The 22,941-nt window shown below is 32.8% G+C and carries 21 protein-coding genes; 8 read left to right on the top strand and 13 right to left on the bottom strand.

Features of this window, described 5'->3' with window-relative positions; translation table 11 throughout:
• Positions 1–3: 3 nt before the first annotated feature.
• The 13 genes from murD to HQN85_RS00515 form a co-directional block, all read right to left on the bottom strand.
• Positions 4–1,347, bottom strand: a complete 1,344-nt coding sequence (murD, locus tag HQN85_RS00575) for a UDP-N-acetylmuramoyl-L-alanine--D-glutamate ligase (RefSeq protein ID WP_173268405.1) — start codon at positions 1,345–1,347, stop codon at positions 4–6.
• Entirely contained in the window at positions 1,348–2,595 is a 1,248-nt protein-coding gene (mraY, locus tag HQN85_RS00570) for a phospho-N-acetylmuramoyl-pentapeptide-transferase (protein ID WP_173268404.1), read from the bottom strand.
• Positions 2,595–4,052 carry a UDP-N-acetylmuramoyl-L-alanyl-D-glutamate--2,6-diaminopimelate ligase gene (locus tag HQN85_RS00565; protein ID WP_173268403.1) on the bottom strand — a complete coding sequence of 486 codons (1,458 nt, stop codon included), beginning with the start codon at positions 4,050–4,052 and terminating at the stop codon, positions 2,595–2,597. Before HQN85_RS00565 ends, mraY begins: the two co-directional genes overlap by 1 nt.
• 7 nt (positions 4,053–4,059) lie before the next feature.
• Complete coding sequence (locus tag HQN85_RS00560) at positions 4,060–6,165, bottom strand: penicillin-binding protein (protein WP_173268402.1); 2,106 nt, start codon at positions 6,163–6,165, stop codon at positions 4,060–4,062.
• On the bottom strand, positions 6,162–6,575 hold the full coding sequence (locus HQN85_RS00555) for an FtsL-like putative cell division protein (protein ID WP_173268401.1): 414 nt from the start codon (positions 6,573–6,575) through the stop codon (positions 6,162–6,164). Before HQN85_RS00555 ends, HQN85_RS00560 begins: the two co-directional genes overlap by 4 nt.
• Positions 6,572–7,477, bottom strand: a complete 906-nt coding sequence (gene rsmH / locus HQN85_RS00550) for a 16S rRNA (cytosine(1402)-N(4))-methyltransferase RsmH (protein ID WP_173268400.1) — start codon at positions 7,475–7,477, stop codon at positions 6,572–6,574. The genes HQN85_RS00555 and rsmH overlap by 4 nt, the downstream gene beginning before the upstream one ends.
• On the bottom strand, positions 7,467–7,937 hold the full coding sequence (gene mraZ, locus HQN85_RS00545; RefSeq protein ID WP_173268399.1) for a division/cell wall cluster transcriptional repressor MraZ: 471 nt from the start codon (positions 7,935–7,937) through the stop codon (positions 7,467–7,469). Before mraZ ends, rsmH begins: the two co-directional genes overlap by 11 nt.
• 212 nt (positions 7,938–8,149) lie before the next feature.
• Positions 8,150–9,340: a phosphoglycerate kinase gene (locus tag HQN85_RS00540; RefSeq protein ID WP_173268398.1), complete on the bottom strand. Its 1,191-nt coding sequence runs from the start codon at positions 9,338–9,340 to the stop codon at positions 8,150–8,152.
• 3 nt (positions 9,341–9,343) lie between these two features.
• A complete protein-coding gene (locus HQN85_RS00535) occupies positions 9,344–9,775 on the bottom strand; it encodes a GNAT family N-acetyltransferase (RefSeq protein ID WP_173268397.1) in 432 nt (143 codons plus the stop codon).
• On the bottom strand, positions 9,768–10,763 hold the full coding sequence (gene gap, locus HQN85_RS00530) for a type I glyceraldehyde-3-phosphate dehydrogenase (RefSeq protein ID WP_173268396.1): 996 nt from the start codon (positions 10,761–10,763) through the stop codon (positions 9,768–9,770). Before gap ends, HQN85_RS00535 begins: the two co-directional genes overlap by 8 nt.
• A gap of 64 nt (positions 10,764–10,827) precedes the next feature.
• A complete protein-coding gene (locus HQN85_RS00525; protein ID WP_173268395.1) occupies positions 10,828–11,970 on the bottom strand; it encodes an MraY family glycosyltransferase in 1,143 nt (380 codons plus the stop codon).
• 49 nt (positions 11,971–12,019) lie between these two features.
• Positions 12,020–12,796 (bottom strand): glycosyltransferase family 2 protein, encoded by a 777-nt coding sequence (locus tag HQN85_RS00520; RefSeq protein WP_173268394.1) that lies wholly within the window; start codon positions 12,794–12,796, stop codon positions 12,020–12,022.
• 200 nt (positions 12,797–12,996) lie between these two features.
• Positions 12,997–13,377, bottom strand: coding sequence for a hypothetical protein (locus tag HQN85_RS00515; protein WP_173268393.1), 381 nt, complete (start codon positions 13,375–13,377; stop codon positions 12,997–12,999).
• 218 nt (positions 13,378–13,595) lie between these two features.
• Between HQN85_RS00515 and HQN85_RS00510 the strand changes: the two genes are divergently transcribed.
• The 8 genes from HQN85_RS00510 (at position 13,596) to HQN85_RS00475 (ending at position 22,941) form a co-directional block, all read left to right on the top strand.
• Complete coding sequence (locus HQN85_RS00510; RefSeq protein WP_173268392.1) at positions 13,596–14,393, top strand: polysaccharide biosynthesis/export family protein; 798 nt, start codon at positions 13,596–13,598, stop codon at positions 14,391–14,393.
• On the top strand, positions 14,393–16,789 hold the full coding sequence (locus HQN85_RS00505; protein ID WP_173268391.1) for a GumC family protein: 2,397 nt from the start codon (positions 14,393–14,395) through the stop codon (positions 16,787–16,789). The genes HQN85_RS00510 and HQN85_RS00505 overlap by 1 nt, the downstream gene beginning before the upstream one ends.
• Positions 16,790–16,810: 21 nt before the next feature.
• On the top strand, positions 16,811–17,317 hold the full coding sequence (locus HQN85_RS00500) for a UpxY family transcription antiterminator (protein ID WP_173268390.1): 507 nt from the start codon (positions 16,811–16,813) through the stop codon (positions 17,315–17,317).
• A gap of 167 nt (positions 17,318–17,484) precedes the next feature.
• Complete coding sequence (gene asnB / locus HQN85_RS00495) at positions 17,485–19,275, top strand: asparagine synthase (glutamine-hydrolyzing) (RefSeq protein ID WP_173268389.1); 1,791 nt, start codon at positions 17,485–17,487, stop codon at positions 19,273–19,275.
• Complete coding sequence (locus HQN85_RS00490) at positions 19,265–20,407, top strand: glycosyltransferase family 4 protein (RefSeq protein ID WP_173268388.1); 1,143 nt, start codon at positions 19,265–19,267, stop codon at positions 20,405–20,407. Before asnB ends, HQN85_RS00490 begins: the two co-directional genes overlap by 11 nt.
• Positions 20,407–21,264 carry an ABC transporter permease gene (locus HQN85_RS00485; protein WP_173268387.1) on the top strand — a complete coding sequence of 286 codons (858 nt, stop codon included), beginning with the start codon at positions 20,407–20,409 and terminating at the stop codon, positions 21,262–21,264. Before HQN85_RS00490 ends, HQN85_RS00485 begins: the two co-directional genes overlap by 1 nt.
• 9 nt (positions 21,265–21,273) lie before the next feature.
• Entirely contained in the window at positions 21,274–22,509 is a 1,236-nt protein-coding gene (locus tag HQN85_RS15725) for an ABC transporter ATP-binding protein (RefSeq protein WP_173268386.1), read from the top strand.
• Positions 22,510–22,515: 6 nt separating this feature from the next.
• A complete protein-coding gene (locus HQN85_RS00475) occupies positions 22,516–22,941 on the top strand; it encodes a cupin domain-containing protein (protein ID WP_173268385.1) in 426 nt (141 codons plus the stop codon).

Here is a 22,941-nt window from a genome sequence, read left to right as displayed (position 1 = left end):
GATTTATAATTCTTTAACTGCTGCCTTAAACTGATTGCCTCTATCTTCGTAATTTTTAAATAAATCGAAACTTGCACACGCTGGAGATAACAACACTGTACTTCCCTTTTTAGCTAAATGATAAGCCACTTGAACTGCTTCTGCTGCAGAAAAAGTATTCACAATAATATCCACATCATCCTCAAAAGCTTCGTGAATGCGTTTGTTATCTTTACCCATACACACAATAGCACTAACTTTACTACGTACTAAATCTTTCAACATCGTATAATCATTTCCTTTGTCTACACCACCCATAATTAGTACTACCTCAGAACCAACGCTTTCTAGTGCATACCATGTAGAATTAACGTTTGTTGCTTTAGAATCATTAATATAGGTTACATCAGAGATTTTCGCTACAAACTCCAAACGGTGTTCAATATTTTTAAAGTTACCCATGCTTTCGCGGATGGTTTCATTACGTAACTCTAAAACTTTGGCTACTATGCCCGAAGCCATAGAGTTGTAAATGTTGTGCTTACCTTGTAAGGCTAACTCTGAAATTGACATGGTGAATGGTTGTTTAAGGTGTGTGTTGATGTGTATAGTTTGGTCTTCTAAGTAAGCACCCTCTTCTATTTTTTTTCGAATTGAAAAAGGATATTGCTTAGCATTGATTTTAGTTTTTCCTAAGGATTTAATCGTTTCTTCGTCATCAGCGCAGTAAATGAAAAAATCTTTATCGGTTTGATTTTGAACAATGCGCATTTTTGATGCAGCGTAGTTTTCTAATTTATAATCGTAACGGTCTAAATGATCTGGAGTAATATTTAATAAAACAGCGATATCTGCTTTAAAATCATACATATCATCCAGCATAAAGCTTGATATTTCTAATACATACCAATCGTATTCAGCTTCGCTAACTTGAGCCGCAAAGCTTTTGCCTATATTACCTCCCAAACCAACGTTCAAACCTGCATTTTGAAGAATATGATAGGTCAGCATTGTAGTAGTTGATTTACCATTTGAACCTGTAATGCAAATAGTTTTGGCCTTGGTATATCTTTTCGCAAACTCAATTTCTGAGATTACTGGAATATTATTCTTTATTAATGCTTTAATGATTGGTGCTGTACTTGGAATACCTGGACTTTTTATCACCTCAGTTGCATTTAATATCAATTCATTAGTATGCTGTTTTTCTTCAAAAGAGATATTCAATTCTTGCAAAGCTGATTTATAGCGATCAGCAATAGCACCAAAATCAGATACAAAAACATCAAAACCATGCTTTTGCGCCAACTTTGCCGCACCCACTCCGCTTTCGCCTGCTCCAAGAATTACAATTCTCTTTGTTTCCATTTAGCGTAGTTTTAAGGTTACGAATGTGATAATTGCCAGCATAATGCCGATAATCCAGAAACGGGTTACGATTTTTGCTTCATGATATCCTTTTTTCTGATAGTGATGATGCAAAGGAGACATCAAGAAAATTCTTCTTCCTTCGCCAAAACGTTTTTTGGTGTATTTGAAATAACTTACTTGAAGGGTTACAGATAAAACTTCTATTAAAAACACACCACATAGAATTGGAATTAACAATTCTTTACGAATCATGATAGCGAAAACTGCAATGATACCTCCAATAGTTAAACTACCGGTATCTCCCATAAAAATTTGTGCCGGATAAGAATTATACCATAGAAAACCTACGCAAGCTCCCACAAAAGCGCCTGCAAAAATAATAAGCTCACCAGAATTAGGAATGTACATGATGTTTAAGTAATCGGCAATTACCGTATTACCTGAAACATAGGCCAAAATCCCTAATGTGATACCAATTATAGCTGATGTTCCTGTTGCAAGTCCATCAATTCCATCTGTTAAGTTTGCTCCATTTGATACTGCGGTAACTATCGTAATTACAAAAAATAAGAAAACAATAATTGCATATTTCTCATAATCATTACCTAAGAATTTGAGCACTTTTGCATAATCGAACTCGTTATTTTTATAAAAAGGAACATTGGTTTTCGTCGATTTTACATCTTGTGTATAATAGAATTTCTCTCCTTTTTGTCTCAATATCATTGGAGCGGTATTTTTAGAAACAACAGTATCATCAACCGTTTGTCTTACTACAATGTTAGAGTTGTAAAACATAGTTAAACCAACAATAACAGCTAAACCAACTTGTCCTACTACTTTAAATCTACCAGCTAACCCTTCCTTATTTTTTTTGAAAACTTTAATATAATCATCAACAAAGCCAATTACACCCATCCACACCGTGGTAATTATCATTAAAACAACATAGACATTGGTGATGTTGGCAAACAATAGCGTTGGAATTAGAATACCTAACAAAATCATGATACCACCCATTGTTGGTGTCCCTTGTTTTTGCATTTGACCTTCCAAACCTAAGTTTCTTACGGTTTCGCCAACTTGTTTACAGTGTAAATAATCGATAATTCTGCGACCATAAACTGTAGTTATTATCAACGATAGAATAATTGATAATGAAGCCCTAAAAGTAAGATATTGGAACAACCTTAATCCAGGAAAATCATAGTGCTTATGCAGATATTCGAATAATAAATATAACATTAGTTGATTTGGTTTAGTTGTTCTGTTAACACTTCTTTATCATCAAAATGGTGTCTTACACCATTAATTTCTTGGTATTTTTCGTGGCCCTTTCCTGCAATTAGGATAATATCCCCAGATTTTGCTAAATGGCAAGCAGTTTTAATGGCCTCTTTTCTATCTAAAATGCTTAAGGTTTTACGCTGATTGGTAGGCGAAACACCTTTTTCCATTTCATTAATAATAATTTGTGGATCTTCTGTTCTCGGATTATCTGAAGTAAGAATTACTTTATCGCTCCAATCACAGGCCACTTGGGCCATAATTGGGCGTTTAGTTTTATCTCTATCGCCACCGCAGCCAATAACTGTAATTACTTGCTCTGTACCTTTTCTAATATTAGCAACAGTACTTAATACATTTTGAACAGCGTCAGGTGTATGGGCATAATCTACTATTCCGATAATTCCTTGTTTCGAAACGATATAATCAAATCTACCTTCAGCGCCAGCTAATGTGCTTAAAATGGTTAAAACCTCTAATTTGTCTTGCTCTAGTAATATCGCAGTTGCATAAGCAGCTAATAAATTATAAGCGTTAAACGAGCCAACCATTTTAAAATAAACATCTAAATCATCAATGTTTAAGTTTAATCCGCTGAATTTATTCTCGATTATTTTTGCTTTAAAATCAGCCATTTGCTTTAAAGCGTATGTTTTTTTAGTTGCTTTTGTATTTTGCAACATTACTTTTCCATTTTTATCATCCACATTTGTTAAAGCGAATGAAGATTTTGGTAAATGATCGAAAAATTCCTTTTTGGCTTTTAGATAATTATCAAATGTTTGGTGAAAATCTAAATGATCATGCGTGATGTTAGAGAATACACCACCACTAAAAGTTAATCCCGCAATACGATGTTGAACTACAGCATGCGAACTTACTTCCATGAAACAATATTCGCAATCTGCATTCACCATATCTTGCAATAAGGAATTTAAAGCAATCGGATTTGGTGTAGTATGTGTTGCGGGGATTATATTCTCGTTGATATGATTTTGAACTGTAGAGATTAACCCAACATGATAACCTAGCCCCTTAAATAATTGAAATAATAGTGTTGCAATAGTGGTTTTTCCATTTGTACCAGTAATGCCTATTAATTTAAGTTTGGTTGATGGATTTCCATAAAAGTTACTGGCAACAATCCCTAAAGCTATTGAAGAGTTTTCTACTTCAACATACGTTACAGTAGATACCGTCTCTTTAGGCAATGTTTCGCAGATAATTACACTTGCTCCTGCAGATATGGTTTGAACTATATATTCATGACCATCTACAACTGTTCCTTTTATTGCAAAAAATAAGGTGTTTTCTGTTACCTGACGGGAATCAAAAGCCAAACCAGTAACCTCTTGATTAGGTTTTCCAGTCAAACTTTTAATTGCTACACCATATAGTAAATCTTGCAACTGCATCTTTTTATTAGTTTAATTCTAGTTCTACCATTAAGCCTTTACCAATCCTACTACCAGGTTGTATCGATTGACTTCTCACTTTTCCACTACCTTTTACTTTTGCTTTTAGGCCCGCATTACCGATTAAATACATAGCATCTTTTAAACCCATCCCATTAACATTTGGCATGATTCCTTTAACAGGCGCATTTTCCTGATAAGCGATTCCATTACTTGTATCTACTGAATTGAAATAATCTGATTTTGCAGCATAAAGTGCTTTAATGCCAAATGCGTTATATACTTTCTTGGTTGCTTTGCTTTGACCAGCTTTTGCCTCAGGCGGATTGGTATTTCCTACAAGGTTTTGTTTTATTCCACTGTACATTTTTATATCACCAGCATAAATACGGTCGGCGATTTTTCTAAAAACTGGACCAGAAACTAAAGCGCCATAGTATTCACCAATTGGATCATTGATTACAACTATCATCGAATACTTAGGTTTTTCAGCTGGGAAATATCCAACAAACGAAGCCTGATATTGCTTTTTAGCTTTGTACCCTAAATTACCATCCGCAACTTGCGCTGTACCTGTTTTACCAGCAATTTTATACAAAGGATTATATACAATTTGTCTACCACTTCCATTAGTTACCACTCCTTCCAACATCGCTTTTAATTTACTCAACGTTTCGTCAGAGCAAACTTTTTCATTCATTACCTTTGCTTTGAATTGCTCAATTGGGTTCCCTAATCTTCTAATTTCCTTTACAAAAATTGGGGAAATCATTTTACCATTATTAGCAACTGCATTATATAAAGTCAGCATTTTTAGAGGCGTTAACATCATTTCATAACCATACGCCATTTGGGGCAAAGTCATATTTTTGTTCCAGCTTCTATTTGTTTCCGGGTTTTTAATTATAGGTTTGGCTTCTCCAGGAATTTGCAATCCTGTGCGTTCATTTAGATGCCAACCGTATAAATGATCTGTAAATTTTTTAGGATTATCGCGATATGCATTTGTAACTAATTGGGCTACAGCAGAATTTGAAGATTGCTCGAATGCCCTTTTTACGGTTACCGTTCCAATACTTCCATGTGAATCTTTAATAACATGACCTCCTGGCAACTTATAGTTTTCAGTTCCAATAAGTGTATTGGTATCTACCTTTTTATCATCTAATAAAGCCATGTAAGAAGCCAACTTAAAAGTAGATCCAGGATCTTGATTTCCTGCAATCGCATAATTAAATGCTTCTTCGTAAACACCCTCTTCTTTCCTAGTATAATTTGCAATTGCTCTAATTTCACCAGTAGCCACTTCCATAACGATTACAGCACCATGATGAGCTTTACTTCTAATCAGTCCTTCTTTTAATGCATTTTGCGCTAAATCTTGCATATTAATATCAATGGTAGAAATAATATCTGCACCATCTTTTGGCGCAACTTCAGCATCATTATTTACCGGAATCCATACACCGCCACTAATTCTTTGCATTAATTGTTTACCACTCTCGCCGTTAATGTAATTACCATAAGCACCTTCTAAGCCTACTCCATTTTTTACATTCTCATTTTTATAACCTATCGTTCTTGAGGCTAGATCTTTAAAAGGCTTAATACGTCTATTTTGCTGAATCGCCATTAAACCACCAGTATATTTCCCAATATTGTACAAGGGAAATGTTCTGATTACTTTTAAATCCTGATAAGAAACCTTACGCTTAATCAACACATAACGAGCACTATCCTGTCTGGCTTTACGTAAAAAACGAGAATAATCTTTGGCACTTTTATCCTTAAAAAATTCAGATAATTTCATTGCCAAAGAATCTACTTTAGTATCAAATACTTCTTTATTCTGAATTCCTCCGGCCAACATATCCATACGCAATTCATACTCAGGAACTGATGTCGCTAACAGACTTCCATCATTAGAATAAATATTGCCACGAGCAGCTTCGATATCAAACTCTTTAGTTGATAAACTATCAGCCATTGCACGCCATTTATGACCTTGAATAAATTGTACATCACCCAACCTCAACAAAACAGCAACGGCGAAAAGCACAATCAACCCAAAGGCTAAGTACACACGCAGTAAAATATTTGCTCTAATGTTCATTTTCTATTGATTATGATTTTCTTTGGTGGTTCAATTAGTTCTTTTATCCCTAGTGTATCTACTTTTCTTGCTACTTCAGTGAGTTTGCTTTTAAACATCAAATCCGCTTTTAGAGATTTGTATTCCCAGCTTAACTCTTTCACTTCTTTATTCAACTTATCTATATCACGTATATTTTTTACGGCCATGTGGCTATTTGCGATATAAATCATTCCCAAAACGCATAAGAAAATCAAAAAGGGAAGCATATCCGTTGCTGATTCTTTACTTACAACTCCTTCAGTGAATAATTTTCTAAAAAAAGCTGTTGTGGGACCATCTTCTTTAACAGGTTCTTCTACAGTCTCCAACTCTTCTTGCTCCTGCACTTCTTCTTGTTCTTTTATTCTTTTTTTGAATTGGTTATTCATATTTTTTCTCCAATTCTAAGTTTTGCACTTCTAGCACGACTATTTCTTGCTAGCTCCTCTTCATTAGCTATTATAGCTTTGCGTGTTATTGATTTAAAAGGTTTCTCTTCATTACCAAAGAAATCTTTATCAACTTCTCCTCTAAATTTTCCTTTAGCAATAAAATTTTTCACTGGCCTATCTTCTAATGAATGATAAGACATTACAACCAATCGACCACCTGTACTTAAAACCGCAGCACTTTGCTCCAAAAAACTTTCTAAAACCTCTATTTCTGCATTTACCTCTATTCGCAAAGCTTGAAAAACCTGCGCCATGTATTTATTCTCTTTTCCCTTTGGGATATGAGCCGCTATTACGCTCTTAAAATCTGCAAGCGTAGCTATCGACTGATTAATACGAGCTGTTGCAATTGTTTTTGCTAATGATTTTGCATTTTTAACCTCACCATAAATTCCAAAGATTTTATGCAGTTTATCTTCAGCGTAAGTATTTAAAACCACCGCAGCAGTTAATGGACGTTGCTTATCCATCCGCATATCTAAATCTGCCTCAAAACGAGTTGAAAAACCACGATTAGGTTCATTAAATTGATGGGAAGAAACACCTAAATCGGCCAAAATACCATCTACATGTTTATAGCCCAATAAGCGTAAATTATTTTTAAGGAAGCCGAAATTTTGATCTACAAAAATAAAACGCGGATCATCAATCTTATTTCTTTGCGCATCTGGATCTTGGTCAAAAGCGATAAGCACGCCATCTTTACCTAAATTTTTTAATATTTCTTTAGAATGACCACCCCCACCAAAAGTAACATCAACATATACTCCAGATGGTTTAATATTTAATCCTTCTACACATTCCTTTAATAAAACTGGTACGTGGTAATTATTTTCCATCCTCTTCTCTCCTATCTTTACCACCCATTACTTCTTCTGCAAGGTTTGCAAAATTCTCAGGCTCGTTATCTAATAGATTATCATAAGCAGCTTTAGACCAAACTTCAATTTTGTCGAACTGACAAGCTAAAACTACATCACCATTAATACCAGCAAACTCCAACAAAGATTTTGGCAACAACACCCTACCAGAAGCATCCAAACTTAATTCTGTTGCGCCACGAGTAAAAAACCGGATAAATTCTCTCGTTTTTTTCTCGTACTGATTTAACTTACTTAACTCAGCAACAATACTTTCCCAAACTTTTTTTGGATAAATCACTAAGTGCTTTTCAAATCCACGGTTAATGACCAAGCCCTCTTGCTCTACACTAGGCAATTGTTTTTTCAGACTCGAAGGCACCATTAAGCGACCTTTCGCATCTAATTTACAATCAAACTCTCCTAATAGCTGTATCATTTTACCACCAACACTTTTTATGTAGTGTAAAAATAAACACTTCTACCACAATTTACCACTTCTTACCACAAAAAGTTTTCAACATATTTAAAATCCCCACTTTAGTTCATTTTTAGATGTTTTTTTGAAGAAAATTAGTGCGAATCAAAAAGGCGGTATTTCGAATTATTATCCGAATACCGCCCTTCAAGTATTAATTATGAGTAGTTTATCTAATTTTGGATAGCCTTTACGCCAGGCAATTCTTTACCTTCCATGTATTCTAATAAAGCACCACCACCAGTTGAAACGTAGCTCACTTCATTTTCTAAACCGAATTTAGCGATTGCAGCAGCCGAATCACCGCCACCTATTAAAGAAAAAGCCCCATTTTTTGTTGCATCAACTACAGCTTCTGCTATAGCTTTTGTGCCCTGTTCAAAATTTGCCATTTCAAAAACTCCCATCGGACCATTCCAAAGTACAGTTTTAGAATTTTTTACTGTTTCGCTAAATAATTTGATGGTTTTTGGACCAATATCTAAACCCATCCAATTTGCTGGAATTTTTCCTGTATCTACTTGATTTTTAGAAGCATTATTATCAAATTTATCAGCAATTACAGTATCAATTGGTAAAATTAAATTTACACCTTTAGCTTTTGCTTTTGCTAACAACTCAAGACACAAAGCCATCCTGTCTTCTTCTAAAAGTGAAGTGCCAATTTCTCCGCCTTGCGCTTTAGCAAATGTATAAGCCATACCTCCGCCAATAATTAGATTATCAACTTTGTCTAATAAGCTTTCAATTAATAAAATTTTATCAGAAACTTTTGCGCCGCCCATAATTGCCGTAAAGGGTTTAGCTGCTCCATGATTAACTTTTTCGGCGTTTTTCAATTCTTCAGCCATTAAATAACCGAAATATTTAGCGTTTGGAAAGAATTGCGCTATGATAGTTGTTGAGGCATGAGCACGATGAGCAGTCCCAAATGCATCATTAACATATACATTGCCAAGTTTAGATAGCTTTTCTGCAAATTCAATATCGCCTTTTTCTTCTTCAGGATGGAAGCGTAAATTCTCTAACAACAAAACCTCCCCTGGAAAAAGATTTTTAGCTTTTTTCTCTACATCATCTCCAATACAGTTCTCTGCAAATTTCACAGTTAAATCAAGCATTCTAGATAAATCACCTAAAATATGTTTCAATGAATATTTTTCTTCCGGCCCACCTTTTGGTCTCCCTAAGTGCGACATTAAAATTACTGAGCCGCCTTCTTTTAATATTTTATTAATTGTTGGCAAGGCTGCTCGCATCCTTTTATCATCCGTAATATTAAAATCCTTGTCCAAAGGCACATTAAAATCTACTCTTACAAGCGCTTTTTTATCTTTGAAATTACATTCGTCTATTGTATTCATATCTTAGTATAAGTTTAAAATCATTTCATAATGCGGTCCAACACCTGCTATTTCAAATTCATTTGAAACAAGATCGAAACCTAGTTTTTTGTAGAAATTTACAGCTGAACTTCTAGCGTTGCACCATACATATTGCGCATTTGTATTTTTAATGTATTCAACTGCAAATTTTATTAATTGGGATCCATATCCCTTTCCAGCAAACATAGTATCGCTTGCCATTCCTCTTAATTGATATCCTAATTCTTTTTTATCCTTATAATTATTAGGGAAAAAAGATGCAATACACGCTATTTCCTCATCTACATAAAAAGCTAAATGAAAAGCTCCTTCTACCTCATCTGTAGGAAATACACATTTTTCTGACGGCAAACCATTTCTTAAAATTTTACTTCTAAGTCCTAAAGTAAGTTCTAATGGAATAAATTTAACCATTTATAAGTGCTATTTTTTCAACTAAATCAACAAGTCTATTCGAATATCCCGATTCGTTATCATACCAACCTACCACTTTTACCAAATCACCAACAATAGAGGTAAGTTTCGAATCAAATATACAAGAGTGAGTGTTATTAATAACATCAACAGAAACAATTGGATCTTCCGTGTATTCAATAATTGATTTCAGTTTATCTTCTGCAGCCTTTTTAAATGCAGTATTGATATCTTCGATCGTTGTTTTCTTTTTAAGGATACAAGTAAAATCAGTTAATGAGCCATTTAAAACCGGCACTCGAATTCCAGCGCCACCAAGTTTTCCATCTAAGTGAGGAAAAATATGAGTAATCGCTTTTGCTGCACCCGTGCTTGTTGGAATAATTGAAGATGATGCAGCTCTTGCTCTGCGTAAATCATTATGTGGAGCGTCGTGTAGATTTTGATCACCAGTCATAGAATGGATAGTGGTAATATAACCATCCTCTATCCCCCAATTATCATCCAAAATTTTTACCATTGGCGCAACATTATTAGTTGTACATGACGCGTTCGATATGATATCAGATTTAAGATTTATCGCATGATCGTTTACACCAATGACTACCATTGGAATACTTATATCACTCGATGGTGCAGAAATAACAACTTGTTTTGCGCCAGCCTCAAGATGTAATGATGCATTAGCTCTATTCGTAAACTTGCCTGTGGATTCAATTACTAAATCTATTTCTAAAGTTTTCCACGGAAGCTGGCTTGGATCTCCAGTTGCATAAATCTTAATTTTTTTCCCATCAATAATTAATAAATCGTCCTTGTAAGTAACATCACCTTTGTAAACTCCATGAACAGAATCATACTTGAAGAGATGAGCCAGTATTGCAGCTGAGGAAAGATCGTTAATTGCTACTACATTGAGTTGACGCTCTAGTGCGGTACGTAAAAAAGTTCTACCTATTCGGCCAAAACCATTTATTGCTAACTTCATATAGCAAAACTACCTATATTCTTTTAAAGGAATTGCTATTTTTTGTCGTTTTTTAATCACAACATTAATCCAAAGAAGGTTTAAAGGTATCTTTAAAAATAACATCAATTAATTTATAGTTCTTATTATTCCTTTTCCCAATAGCATAAGTTATAGCCGCATTCATAATTATACAAATTGATATCAATAATGTAATTAGAGTGAAATTTCCTACACGCTGTAATTCTACTGCAAAAAAAATCATTGCAATATTAAAGCCACCCAAAACCATTACAATTTTATTGGACTTAAAACCTAAACGCTGTAAACGATGATGAACATGGTTGCGATCTCCTTTAAATGGGGAACTTTTATGTAGGATTCGAATGGTAAATATCCTTAAAGAATCGAAGATTGGTACTATAAGAACTGCAACTGCAATAGAGGGTGCGGAGTAAAAATATGGCTTTGGCAATGAGCCAATTTTATTAAGCTCTATAAACTTAATAGCTAAAATTACACAAACAAGACCTATAATTAATGCACCAGTATCACCCATAAAAATCTTTGCGGGTGAATAATTAAATTTTAAAAAGCCGGCAACAGCGCCAAACATGGCAAAAGCAATAAATGCATAAGGTAAAGCATTAGCTATGGCGAAAAATATTCCAAAGCTTAATGTAGCTATTGCACCTAAAGTTCCAGCTAAACCATCTACTCCATCTATTAAATTATAAGCATTGTTTACAAAAATGATTACGACAATGGAAAATAAGCTTCCCCAAATTGCATTAACTTCCCATACATAAAAAACACCATATAAGCTTGTTAACTTAAATCCTCCTAAAACAACTAAAATTATAGCAACTACTAGCTGGAGCAAAAATTTAGTACTAGGACCAACTCCATATAAATCGTCTTTTAGTCCTAATCCAAACAAAATGATACAGGAAGTTATCAAGAAATTGGCTTGTTGATAATTAACGGTGGTTGCGAATAGTAATATAGTTATTGTAAAACTGCAAAAAATAGCAACTCCGCCTAGTCTTGAAATATGTATTCGATGAGATTTTCTATGACCATCTGAACTATCGAATAAACGATATTTTATTGCCGTGAATATAATAGAAGGAATACCAGCAATTGATAATAGAAATGCTAAACCAACAATTGAAATATAGTATATTAAATTCCCTTGTAAAAAATCCACAATAAATTGATTTGTCATGTACCCAAAAATACTTATTATATGTTTACTGAAAGTTAATTTAATTAATTTAATGTAAATATTGCCTAATCTTGCTCATTTTTTTTAAGAGTATAGTTATTAAAGGAAATGAAACTTTATTTGCCTTTATTGCTTTATAGTCATTAATCAATGCATGATATCGGTGTCTAAAAGAAGCATTGCTCATTCCACCAGTTCTCATTTTTACGATTAATTGATTAAGAAATACCGCATTAATTTGAAAACGATATAAATACCTAAGCATTAATTCATAGTCTGCAGCTGTTCCAAAATTTAGAGAATAATGACCTAAACGATTAAATAATTCTTTTTTGATATATAAAGTTGGGTGTGCTGGCATCCAACCTAATTCAATATCCTTTTTTGTAAACTGTTTGGATTTCCATTTTCTTACAATTTGATTTGAATCTGGACTTATATAATTCAAATTTCCATAAACAGCATCTGAGCTAGTTTGCTTAAAGCAGGACACAATATTCGAAATCACGTCAGTATTAGCAAGCATATCATCAGCATTCAATATTCCTATTATGTCTCCTGTTGCTAAAATAATACCTTTATTTAAAGCATCGTACATTCCCTTATCTTTCTCAGAAACAAAAATGTCGATGTTAGACTTATGTTTTTCCAATATAGCTAAAGTAGAATCCGTAGATTCTCCATCAATTACTATATATTCAATATCATTATATTTTTGGGAAATAACAGATTTAACACAGTCTTCTATGTATTTTTCTCCATTATATACTACCGTGATTAAACTTACTTTCAATGACAGATTTTCTAAATAATATAATAAATTCAAAAAAATTGCTTTAATCTAGGATTAATTTCTCTAAATCCTACTCAACATTTCTTTTTATAAAATTGAAGTTGTAAGTATTTTGAGAATACCCTTACCAAACATAATAATAAATTAAAACCATATGTGACGAGGAATTATGAGTAATTTATTCCCATTTTTACCCAATTATACTCGTTTAGTTAAAGTTTAAAATTTTTAATTTAACTAAAAGTTAAAATATTTCTTCTATAAAGAAAATAGCAGCCACAGCCTATTACCGCACCAATTAAAATCCAAGTATATTTATCCAGTGGGCATGGAAGTGGGCCATAACTTACATAATTCCCTAAACTATAGGTAGAACTTTGCTTAATATAACAACCATTTGTTGAAATTGCTTGTACACAATAAACTGTATTCGGACTTGTAACTCTATCTGAAGACCCATTATAAACATAAGTAGGCAAGCCATTATAACTTGTCGTTGGAGTTATGTATAAATTTCCCGATGAAGCATATATACATCCATTGGCTGCATTGGCACTATTATTATTTAAAAAAAACAGAATAGTAAAAAATATAATGATTTTAAATTTACTCATAAAGGGATGAATTTTTGTGTTTTTATAAACAAGTTTTAAGCCGAAATGTTATTGCTTTTAAAGAAATGTAAACTAATGCAATAATTATTTTTTAGAAATTTTCTTTAGTTATACTAAAAATACCTGTTTCTTAAATTCATATTTTTTCAGCATCTTTAAGGTGTATTTAATAGTTTTATTATTTATAAGCAATATCATCCTACAAGGAATACCGTAATATGCAGAAAGCCAATCTTCTAAGAAATCTATTCTTAATTCTCACTATAATTTTACTTTTTTCAGCTTGTGCAGCTCGCAAGGAGAAAACTCTTTTCAATGCTACTACTGATATAGTGACCGACACGATTAAACAAGTGTATGTAGTAAATGATCAGGGTTTAGGTGACTTGTATTATAAGATTAAGGTAAATGATATTTTAGCTGTCAGAAATGTACAAAACAAAGAGTTTGGTTCTACAGGAGCAGCTGGAGCTTCTTCTAATGGAACTGCGGCTAATGTTACTTCTTATCCTGTTGACAATGACGGAAAAGTGAATCTCCCAGCAATTGGAAAAGTTGCTGTAGCTGGTTTAACTCGCAAAGAAGCAACCGCCAAATTACAGGCAATTTATGAAGAAAAACAGTTGGTGGATCCAATTATTGAAGTAACGATTGTAAATGTAAAGGTGACCCTATTGGGAGAATTTATGAAGCAAGGTAATTTTTTATTAGAACGAGATAACACAACTTTGATAGATATATTAGGCGAAGCTGGCGGGATCACAAAAACTGCTGACCCTAAAACACTAAAAATTATTCGCGGCGACAGGAGCAATCCAGAACTTATCTATGTAAATTTAAATGATATCAATAGTTTAGCTAGTAAAAAATTGATTTTGCAAAACAACGATATAGTTGTGATCCAACCTACAAAAAGTAGTGTGCTTGGTGAAAAATTACAGAGCTATAATAACATTATACAACCATTACTGGTTGTAATTAACTTAGGTGTTTTAATATTTACATTTACACGTTAATGAGCAATCCAGAAACTTTACAACATACTAAATCCGTTAGACAGGATATAGACTTCTATAAAATATTCAAAGTTTTTTTTAGTCGCTGGTATTGGATTGCAGGATGCGTAATTATTGCATTAATAATTGCTCGAATAAATATTCTGTACACCCCGCCAATGTATCAGACTAGTGCTTCTTTAAAATTACAAGAAAGAACTCCTACCCTTAACACAATGGGAGGTGACCCTTCTCAAGCATATAATTATACAGATAGAATACAAGCAGAAGGTGTAGTTATTCGTAGTAACGACGTTATTTTAAACGCAATTTCCAATCTGGATTATAAAATATCCTATTATTTAAAAGGTACAATCAGAACGACTGAATTATATCCAAGAAAACCGTTTGAAATAGAAATTATCAAACAAGATTCAGTTGATTTTAGTCGATTTTTGTATCAAGTAGAGGCTGTTAACCCCACCACCTTTTCATTAATCTCAGAAAACAATGGTTCCAAAAAGGAATATCATTATGGAGATACGCTGAGAATGGGAAATATGATGTTCAGAATTAAAAGTCAAATTCCTTCAGGGTCTTATAGCTTTAAATTTAATTCTAAAGAAGATTTCATTGGTAGAGCTGGTAATATCGGAATTAGTGAGATGGGTAACTTTACCAATATCATGTTACTAACGCAAACAGATTCTAATCCTGTTTTTGCAGCTGATATTTTAAATTCCATTATGAAGGAATATGTTGCATATGATATTATTGAAAAACGAAGATCAGCGGAGCAAACTATTGAATTTATTGAAAGTCAGTTAGGTTTTCTAAGTAAAAAAGCAGATACAGCAGGTTCGAACTTGGCCAACTACAAAATAAAAAATAAAATGGTTGATTTAAGTGCTAGCAGCCAATTGAATGCTAGCAAATTAAGTTCGCTCGAAGCTCAAAAATCTGAAGTAAATATAGAATTGATTGGAATTAATGAGTTAGAAAATCAAATCAATAATAATAGAGATAAAATAAAAATTAATTTTGATCTAGAAGGAAACATTAGTGGCTTATTAACTAACTTAATTGGTCAATTAAATACATTAATTAGTACTAGAGAACAAAAGCTAACTCAATTTAGACCTAATTCAGAACCAATTCAAGAGCTTGACAAGCAGATTTCTGATGTTAAATCCGCGATTAAAAATAACATTAGATCTTTAAAAGATCGTAATCTTAAAATGATGCGTTATTTTGATAATCAGATCGCTTTGGTGAATCAGAGTATAAGTCAAATACCTGGTAAAGAAAAAGATTTTGTACAATTTCAATCCAACTTTGATGTAAATAATAAAGTTTTAACTTATTTATCAGAGAAAAAATTAGAATCTGAATTAAATGCTGCAGCTATAGTTGCAGGTGCAGCAATTGTAAATAAAGCATTCCCATCAAATGTCCCTATCTCGCCAGTAAAAAATAAAATATATTCTTTCGCTGCTATGATTGGATTAGCATGTGGATTTGGTCTAATTCTGTTGGTACGTTTCTTAAATCCTTACATCTATGATAAAGAAACTGTTGAAGCTTTAACAAATACACCGATTATTGGGGTTATTAGAAAATTCCCAGAATACATTGATAAGGATAATCGACAAGCACTTTCTATAGCAAAACCGAAGTCTGTTTTTGCAGAGTCAGTTCGTTCTGTTCGTACAAATCTTAGTTTTTTGGCGAGTAACAAAAAAAGTAAAACCATTTGCGTTACATCTGAGGTTTCAGGGGAAGGTAAGTCGTTTGTAACTGTTAATTTAGCTGGTACATTAGCGTTAATAGATAAAAAGGTAATCCTAATTGCTGCCGATTTAAGAAAATCGAAATTGCACAAGGTATTTGGTAGTGACAATAAAATAGGCTTAAGTTCTTATCTAACGGGACAAAAAACATTAGAAGAAGTGGTAATTCGTGATGAAGTACATGGCATAGATTTTATCCCATCGGGTCCCGTACCTCCTAACCCATCTGAGTTATTACATACGGAATCTATGAAGAAATTGTTAGAAATATTGGCTCCTCAATATGATTACGTACTTGTAGATACTGCCCCTGTTGGTTTAGTTTCAGATGCTATTCCATTAATTAGACAATCTGATGTAAACCTGTTTGTAATTCGTTCAGGGAAATCTCAATTTAGAGCTGCAGCAATACCAGAAAGGCTATCTCGTGAATATGGATTAAGTAATCTAGCTATTGTTTTAAATGCTTTTGGAGATGATGCGCTCCACTCTAATTATTATACTACTGACTATGCAAGAGGTGGTGGAAATAGTACTTATTATTATTCTGATTATTCTGGGTATGCTGGTTCTGGATATTACGAAGAAGATCCGAAAAAATGGTGGGAATTTTGGAAGAAGAAATAATGAATATGATGGCTACCAAATATGATAGACAATAGTTACAAATGGTACCCTCTTTATACACGCTCCAGAGCTGAGAAAACAACACAAGAAGCATTAGCAAAAAAAAACATCATCTCTTACTTACCTTTAAAAAAGGCAATAAAACAATGGAGTGATCGGAAGAAAATTGTTGAGGAGCCTTTACTAAAATCTTATCTTTTTGTTTATATCTCAGCTAAAGAATACACAGAGGTGTTAATGACTTATGGTGTTAGTCGTTTTATTTATTTTTCTGGCAAAATTGCTTCAATTCCCGACAAACAAATATCAGATTTAAAATTACTGTTGGCTAATGCTACAGATCTCGAATTAATTGAATACGATATTTCTTTAGGAGAAAAAGTTTTAATTAAAGCTGGCCCATTCAAAGGAATTATCGCAGAATTAGTATCTTTAAAAAGCAAAAAAAGTATAGTTTTAAGATTACAGAATATCGGTTATTCTATTCAAATTAATACTTCTATGGCTTTTATTGAACCAGTAGCATAATTGCCACAACTACAAACAGTTACAAAATTTTAATGTGATTGAGAGGGCGAAGCTGTGTTTGATTGACATATTTTCATTGATTAGATAGCAAAGAAATATAAGGATTTTTATCAATCCATTTTCAAATTAGGTTTACGTCTTTAAATAATTTAACAAATAGTTAATACATGTGCAGAATTGCTGGCATAATTGCTCAAAATTCTTCTTCTGAACAATTAAAACATCAAGTAACCTTAATGTGCAATAGCATGGCGCATGGTGGTCCAGATGATTTTGGTGTTGTTGTTGATGACGAAAAAAAAGTAAGCTTAGGCAATAGAAGACTTTCTATTTTAGATTTAAGTGCTGCTGGTCATCAACCTATGTTTAGTGATGATGAAAAGATTGTAATTGCTTATAATGGAGAGATTTATAATTTTAAAGCATTAAAAGAGCAACTTATTCGAGAAGGTTTTCACTTTAAAACTAGCTCAGACACAGAAGTAATTATTAAGGCTTATCAATTTTGGGGAGAAAATTCATTTAAAAAATTAAATGGAATTTTCGCTCTCTGTTTACACGATAAAACAAAAAATTGTTGCTATTTAGTTAGAGATCAAAGTGGTGTAAAACCATTATATTACAGTAAAAATATAGATCAATTTACTTTTGCATCAGAAGTAAAAGCATTTGCACACTCGGGTGTAACTCCTTTGGGAAACGAAAACTGGAAAATATATTATTTAGCCTTTGGACACATTCCAGAGCCATTTACTACCTTAAAAAATGTTTATAGTTTACCAAAAGGTAGCTTTTTAAAATATCAATTAAGCGATGGCTCCTTTAAAATTCACCCTTATTTCCAATTTAGCACAGCTATTCAAATAATTGATGAAGGAGAAGCCATTATCAGAATTAAAGAAGAACTTAATAAAGCGGTTAAACTTCAATTAATATCCGATGCTAGTATAGGAGTTTTATTTAGTGGCGGACTAGATTCCAGCATTATCACTTTACTTGCCGACACCTACGCTAAAGGAAATTTAACTTCTATATCTGCTAATTTTAATGAAATAGATTTTTCTGAAAGTAATTATCGTCAAATTATTTCTGAAAGAGTTGAAGCAGGGCATCAAGAACATTTGATTACCTACAGGGATTTCGTTTACAATTTTGACACTGTGTTAAAAAACATGGATCAGCCAACTACTGATGGAATTAATACTTGGTTTGTTTGCAAATGCGCTAAAGAAAATGGTTTAAAATCTGTACTGTCAGGTTTAGGTGCAGATGAATTATTTGGTGGATATCCATCATTTGATCGTATCAGAAAAATTCAAAATCTAGGCAGAATAAGTAAAGAATTAATTAAATCAGCTCGTTTTTTACAAAACACCAAATTAAATAGACTTTATTATTTAAGTTTTCAATCTCCGGTTGGTGAATACTTGTGTTTAAGAGGTTTATATACTCCTGACATTATTGCTAAATTATTAGATATAGATGTTCAAACCGTAATTAATTGTCTACAAAATATTCCTTTAAATGATACCATTCGTTATTTAAATGATGAAGAAAGGGCAAGTTGGTTCGAGATTAATATGTATATGCAAAACCAATTGTTAAAGGATACTGATTTTATGAGTATGAGCCATGGCGTTGAGGTAAGAGTTCCATTTTTAGATGTGAACTTTGTGAATTTGGTAACCTCAATACATCCTTCCATAAAATTTGGTGTTTACCAAAAAAAACGATTACTGATAGAAGCATATAAAAAAGAGCTTCCAGAACAAATTTTCAATCGCTCAAAAATGGGATTTACTTTTCCATTTCAAGAATGGATGGTGAAAAACAAAGAGATATCATCTCCAGATCTTTATCAAAATAAAAAAGCTAAAAAACTAATTACTTCTTTTAACAATCACAAGTTACATTGGTCCTCAGCTTTCGCACTTTATAAAGTATTTCATGCCTCATAAAGTTCTTTTTTTAACACTAAAGGTTTTTGGTTTTACAGGCGGAATTGAAAAGGTATGTCGTTCTATTTGCAGATCATTATACGATCTTGGAGAAGAAAATATAGTAGAACCTACTGTATATTCGATGTACGATAAATATTTTGACCGTGATTCTAGATACTTAAAAAAACAACAATATCATGCTTTTAATGAGCATAGAAAATATTTTGTTATTAAATCCTTACTAAAAGGAATAAGATCTGATGTTGTTATTTTAAGCCACATTAATTTATTATCAATTGGTTATTTAATTAAAAGATTTAGTCCAAAAACCAAAGTTTATTTACTTGCTCATGGAATAGAAATTTGGAGAAAATTGCCAGAACCTAAGCTAAAAGCCTTAAAAAGGTTAGATAAAATCATTGCTGTTAGTCATTTCACAGCAGAAAGGATTAAAAGTATTCATGGCACTAAAGAAGATAAGATAGAAATACTTAATAATTGTATTGATCCATTTTATTTCTTTCCAACAAAATTTAGCAAACCAAAACCGTTGCTAGAAAGGTACCAACTTCATCCAGATCAAAAAATATTAATGTCTCTTTCCAGGGTTGTATCTTCAGAAAAATATAAAGGGTACGATAATACCATCTCCATTTTACCCCACTTAATAAAAAAATATCCAAAATTGGTATATTTAATAGCGGGGAAGTCTGATGATGAAGAAAAGTTAAGATTAGAGAAATTAATAACAAAACATCAAATAGCAAACCACATTAAATTAATTGGTTTTATAGATGAAGCTGAAATTACCGACCATTTTTTGTTGTCGGATATTTTTGTGATGCCAAGCAAAAAAGAAGGCTTTGGAATTGTATTTATCGAAGCAATGGCAAGTGGTTTATCTGTTATTGCCGGAAATAAAGATGGTAGTGTAGACGCACTAAAAAATGGAGAATTAGGTAAATTAGTTAATCCTGATGATTCGAGTGAAATTGAAAAAACCTTAGATGAGCTATTGAAATCACCTCTGAATGACAACGAAAAAATTGCATTACAGAAAAAGGTTTTAAAAGCTTTTAGCTATGAAAAATATCGCGAAAGCATTAAAAAATTAATTGTTTACGGCACAAGCTATATTATGCTTTTATAATGAATAAACAACAAGACATTTGGGAAATAGCTCCTTCAACACATCTTTTAGATTTAAAACTTAAAGAAGTTTGGGCATATAGAGATTTGTTAGGTTTATTAGTAAGAAGGGATTTTGTTTCTTTTTATAAACAAACTATTCTTGGTCCCCTGTGGTTTTTTATACAACCGTTATTTACCACCATCATTTTCACTTTTATTTTTGGAAATCTTGCTGGCATATCAACTGATGGATTGCCAAAACCACTTTTTTATATGGCAGGTATTACTGCCTGGAATTATTTTGCTGATTGTTTAACCAAAACATCAACAGTATTTAAAGATAATGCGGCAATTTTTGGAAAAGTTTATTTCCCTAGATTAATTATGCCACTTAGTATTGTGGTAAGTAATTTAGTTCGCTTTGGAGTACAAATGGTTTTGTTTCTATTTTTTATAGCATATTATTATTTTTATAAAGGAGCAGATTTTCAACCCAGTTGGGCAATTTTATTATTTCCATTAGTAGTAATGTTAATGGCTCTTTTAGGATTAGGCGCTGGAATGATTATATCTGCCATGACAACTAAATACCGGGATCTTTCTTTTTTGGTAGGTTTTGGTGTACAGTTATTAATGTATGCAACTGCAGTAATTTATCCGCTATCTACAGCAGTAGAAAAATACCCAAAATACAGTTGGCTTATAAAATATAATCCAATGACTACGCTTATTGAGATATTTAGATATGGATTCTTAGGAAAAGGGGCTTTTAGTTGGAGCTACTTAAGCTATACTTCTATTATCACCCTTATTATACTACTTGTTGGAGTGATAGTTTTTAATAAGGTAGAGAAAAATTTTGTAGACACTGTTTAGGAATTATAAATGTCATTAGCAATAAAAGTAGAGAACCTTAGTAAAGCTTACCAATTAGGCCAAATAGGTACTGGAACAATTAGTCGAGATTTAGAGCGTTGGTATGCTCGAATACGAAAAAAAGAAGATCCATTTTTGCGCATTGGTGAGGATAACAATCAAAATGCTAAAAGTACAAGTGATGTTGTTTGGAGTTTAAGGGATATCAATTTTAAAATTGAACAAGGAGATGCTGTTGGAATTATTGGGCGAAATGGAGCTGGTAAAAGCACATTGCTAAAAATCTTAAGCAAAATCACCTCTCCTACTACTGGCAAAATTACTGGTCATGGCCGAATTGCAAGTTTATTAGAAGTTGGAACAGGTTTTCATCCGGAGTTAAGCGGTAGAGAAAATATTTTTTTAAACGGTGCTATTTTGGGCATGCGAAAAAAAGAAATTGCCAGAAAATTAGATGAAATTGTAGATTTCGCAGGTATACAACGTTACTTAGATACACCTGTGAAAAGGTACAGTTCAGGCATGTATGTTCGTTTAGCGTTTGCAGTGGCAGCGCACCTTGAAAGTGAAATTCTAATTGTAGATGAAGTATTAGCTGTTGGTGATGCAGAATTTCAAAAGAAATGTTTAGGTAAAATGAGTGAAGTTAGCAAAGGCGAAGGGAGAACTGTTTTATTTGTGAGCCATAACATGGATGCTGTAATGAATCTATGTAAAAGTGGAATTGTACTAAATAGTGGAAAATCAGACTTTGTAGGAAATGTTCACGATTGTATTGATTATTACCAGAATAGCGGTCTTAATTCTATTGATAATTGGGTTGCAAAAAAAGATTTGCATCACCCACATTTCAGTAACATTAAATATGAAATTTCTGGTGAGCAACCAAACCTTATACTTACCATACATTTTAAAACCAACTCTGCATCAAATAGTCCAGGTGCATTTGTAGTTTTTGGAATAAAGAGTAGCTTAGGTGGAACAATTATGGAAGCGGTACCTTCTTTAAATCCCTTTGTGAAATTTAATGGGGAAGAAACATCATACAGTTGTGAAGTTGAATTAACCGGATTTATTCCAGGTACTTATTTTATATATGCTTGGTTAGGTGCTAGTGAAGCGGAAAGTTACGATTGGCAAGATAATATATTGAGTTTTGAAATCACACAAGCACCTATGGCAGAAAGAACTTTTCCCTACAGTGCTCGAACAGGTTTTTTAGTAGCGCAATCTAAATTAATTTAATAAACCATGGTTGAACAAGTAACACATCATCAAGTCATACTCGCCATTATAATTCGTGCAAATTTTAAAAAAGAAGGCATTTCATTTTTTACACCTGGCGATTTTTCTCAGCAATTGGGCTACATGAATAGACCAAAAGGGTATGTAATCGAACCGCATGTGCATAATTTGGTGGAGCGAAAAGTTACACTTACGCAAGAAGTTTTATACGTCAAATCTGGAAAAGTAAGAGTAGATTTTTATGATGATGATCGAAATTATTTAGAAAGTAAAATCGTGGAAGAAGGTGATGTAATTCTATTAGCTGCTGGTGGGCATGGTTTTGAAATGTTAGAAGATGCAGAAATGATAGAAATTAAGCAAGGGCCATACTGTGGAGATGAAGATAAAGTACGTTTCGAACATCGTAAAGAAAACATAAGTTATAAATAA

Origin of the sequence: Pedobacter boryungensis, assembly GCF_013204825.1 — a bacterium.
Classification (GTDB): domain Bacteria; phylum Bacteroidota; class Bacteroidia; order Sphingobacteriales; family Sphingobacteriaceae; genus Pedobacter; species Pedobacter boryungensis.
The sequence above is the reverse complement of the archived record's forward strand: the minus strand, read 5'-3'. Positions and strand labels throughout refer to the sequence as shown.